Source organism: Vibrio sp. L85, from assembly GCF_963871815.1.
GTDB classification, from domain to species: Bacteria; Pseudomonadota; Gammaproteobacteria; order Enterobacterales; family Vibrionaceae; genus Vibrio; species Vibrio harveyi.
Window position 1 is genome coordinate 1 of record NZ_CAWMYL010000117.1, and the last position, 2,823, is coordinate 2,823.

Annotated in this window: 1 protein-coding gene; it reads left to right on the forward strand. The window is 37.6% G+C overall.

Features of this window, described 5'->3' with window-relative positions; genetic code table 11:
• The first annotated feature begins 710 nt into the window (after nucleotides 1-710).
• Complete coding sequence (locus tag AACR11_RS12915) at nucleotides 711-2,531, forward strand: 3'-5' exonuclease (RefSeq protein ID WP_079324348.1); 1,821 nt, start codon at nucleotides 711-713, stop codon at nucleotides 2,529-2,531.
• The last annotated feature ends 292 nt before the right edge of the window (nucleotides 2,532-2,823 follow it).

The window sequence follows — 2,823 nt, forward strand, 5'->3', positions numbered from 1 at the left end:
TTCAGGATTGAAGCGATATCCTTGCAGATAGGGGCTTTAGAGCTTCACGCCCTGGGAAGGCACTTGTGACTTTTCAGGGAGATGAAGATCTTAGCCCATAGATGGAAGATTCTAGCGAAAAGCCCTGCCCGAAGGGTAACGCCCAAGTCGAACCCAATATCGAGCATCGGTTGCAACTGGAAACGGCGCCAACATAGACCGACCATCACCAGCAAGGCTGAAACCAGCACACTAATTTAAACCCAGCTAAACAATACCCCCTGGGTTCAAAAAAGTCTGCCGTGGTACATCAGTCAATTAAAATACTTTCTTGACACACCAGAACAACAGCACCGTTTAGTAAGATAAATAATTCACCTCTTATTCGTATGAATATGATTAAGAGGTTAATTATTAAAGTGTGACAATATTTTAAGAAACTGATCATTTTGGGGATTAGGGAGCAATTTCTTGAGTATGGACTCTTTGCTTTTTGGAGAATAATGAGACAAATGAATTCTACTTACGCCCTAACTAGTTAATTTTTAACCGTTATAACTATCCTGCCATAGGGTTGGGGAAAACTTTGAAATAACTAAACATCAAGCTCATGGTGGTGATTACTTCTATAAAACTGCCAATAAACCTGCATAATACAAATGTTTTAATCGACGCCAAATATAATTTATGATAAATGAGTTGCATAAAAAACATAGACAGGAAAACAACTGTTGGCGCAATTAATACCTACGTTTAGCACAATAGATAAAAACTCTCATACAACAACGGGTGAACGTCGATTAGCAAGACGTTTGGAAAGCCTGTTAGATGACACATGCACTTGTTGGTATGACATCCCTGTTGGTAGTAACCGACGTTATCCAGATTTTATAGTGTTGAATCCAAATAGAGGGGTTTTGTTTCTTGAGGTGAAAGATTGGAAGATCTCTTCGTTGAAAAAAATCACACCTACCACGATAGCGTTGCAAACTAATAAAGGCATAAAGCACTGTTCAAACCCTTTGGAGCAAGTCCGCCAATGTGCTTATGCTGTAGTCAATAAACTAAAGCAAGATATACACTTACAGCAGAAAGGTATGCATTTAGGAAAATTATGCTTTCCTTATGGCTATGGGGTTGTTTTACCTTTCATTACAAGAAAACAATTAAATGAAGCATTGGCTGAAAATGTTGATGTGTTACAACCACATCTTGTCATTTGTAGCGATGAGATGACAGAAAATACAGATGCGTCACAATTTAGCTCTCGGTTGTGGGAGATGTTTCACTACCAGTTTGGTGATGGGTTGTCAGAAGAACAAGTGGATCGTATTCGATGGCACTTATACCCAGAGATTCGGATCACCTCCCAACAAGAAGATTTGTTTGAAGAAGAATCGAGTTATTGCTATCCAGATATAGTAAAAATCATGGATATGCAACAAGAACAGTTAGCAAGAAGTTTGGGCGAGGGGCATCGGGTAATTCATGGTGTTGCTGGTTCTGGTAAAACCCTGATTCTTGGTTTTCGTAGTCAATATTTAGCAGAGTCATTAACCAAACCAATATTAATAACTTGTTACAACATTACTTTAGCCGCTCGATTAAGGGCTTTTTTTGCAGAAAAAAACTTATCCGAAAAGGTTCATGTTTTTAGCTTTCATGCTTGGTGTTACGATTTACTCCGAAGAAATAACTTGATAAAGCCTAGCTATGGAGCATCAACATCATTTGATGATTTACCTAGATTGGTGTTAGAGCATCTAGAACAAGATACTTTAGCCTCTGGTCAGTATGGTGCAATTTTAATTGATGAGGGGCACGATTTAGAAGCTGATTGGTTCAAGATATTGATAAAAATGTTAGATCCTGATACAGCGTCTCTTCTTCTTTTGTATGATGACGCACAATCTATTTATAAGAAGAAGTCATCTCTTAATTTTTCATTAGCGAGCGTAGGAGTCCAAGCACAAGGTCGAACAACAGTTTTGAAACTCAACTATCGTAACACACGAGAAATATTAGAATATGCTTATAAGTTTGCTCATAAATATTTCGAAGATTTACCAGATACCGAGATACCAATTATAAAGCCTGAAAGTGCAGGTATTAACGGTTCAAAACCTGTTTTGAAAAAATTTGACACCTTATCTGACGAAGTGAAGACCATATCTCATTACATTCTCAAATGGTTAGAGAAGGGACATAGTTTGAAAGATATCGCGGTTCTTTATCCGGACTTTAAAGCAGGAAAAGCAATGCATAATCAGCTTTTGGCAAGTGGTATAGAGCATTTGTGGTGTGCTAAACCCGTTTACAAAAAACAATACTCACCACTAAATGATAAAGTCACGCTAATTCCATTCCAGAGTAGTAAAGGTTTAGAGTTCCCCACCGTTATAACAATAAATAGTAGCTTTATGAAAGAAGAAAGCACTAACGAAGAGCTAATAAAACTACTATACGTGGCATTTACGAGAGCAACTAAGAACTTGCTTGTGACATACAATGAAGAAAATGAGGTTGCTAAAGCTTTAGTTGATTCACAATAGATTTTTACCGCCAGCCAACTGACAGAAAACCGATCATTTTGAGACTTAGGGGACGAGATCGAGACGAAATGAAAACGCATCACAAACGTTTAACATTTGGGAGAAAAGTGTAATTAACTTTCAGAATAGAAATCTAGGGAATAGAAAGAGAAGAGGCTGACTTTCGAGCGGTTGTAGCAAGAGTCGTCCCTTACCACGCAAAAGTCAGCCTAATTTTGTCAATTTAACATATGATCCATAACATGTCATAACAAACAACAACCTTATCTAGCTATGTTTAATTTGATATTTA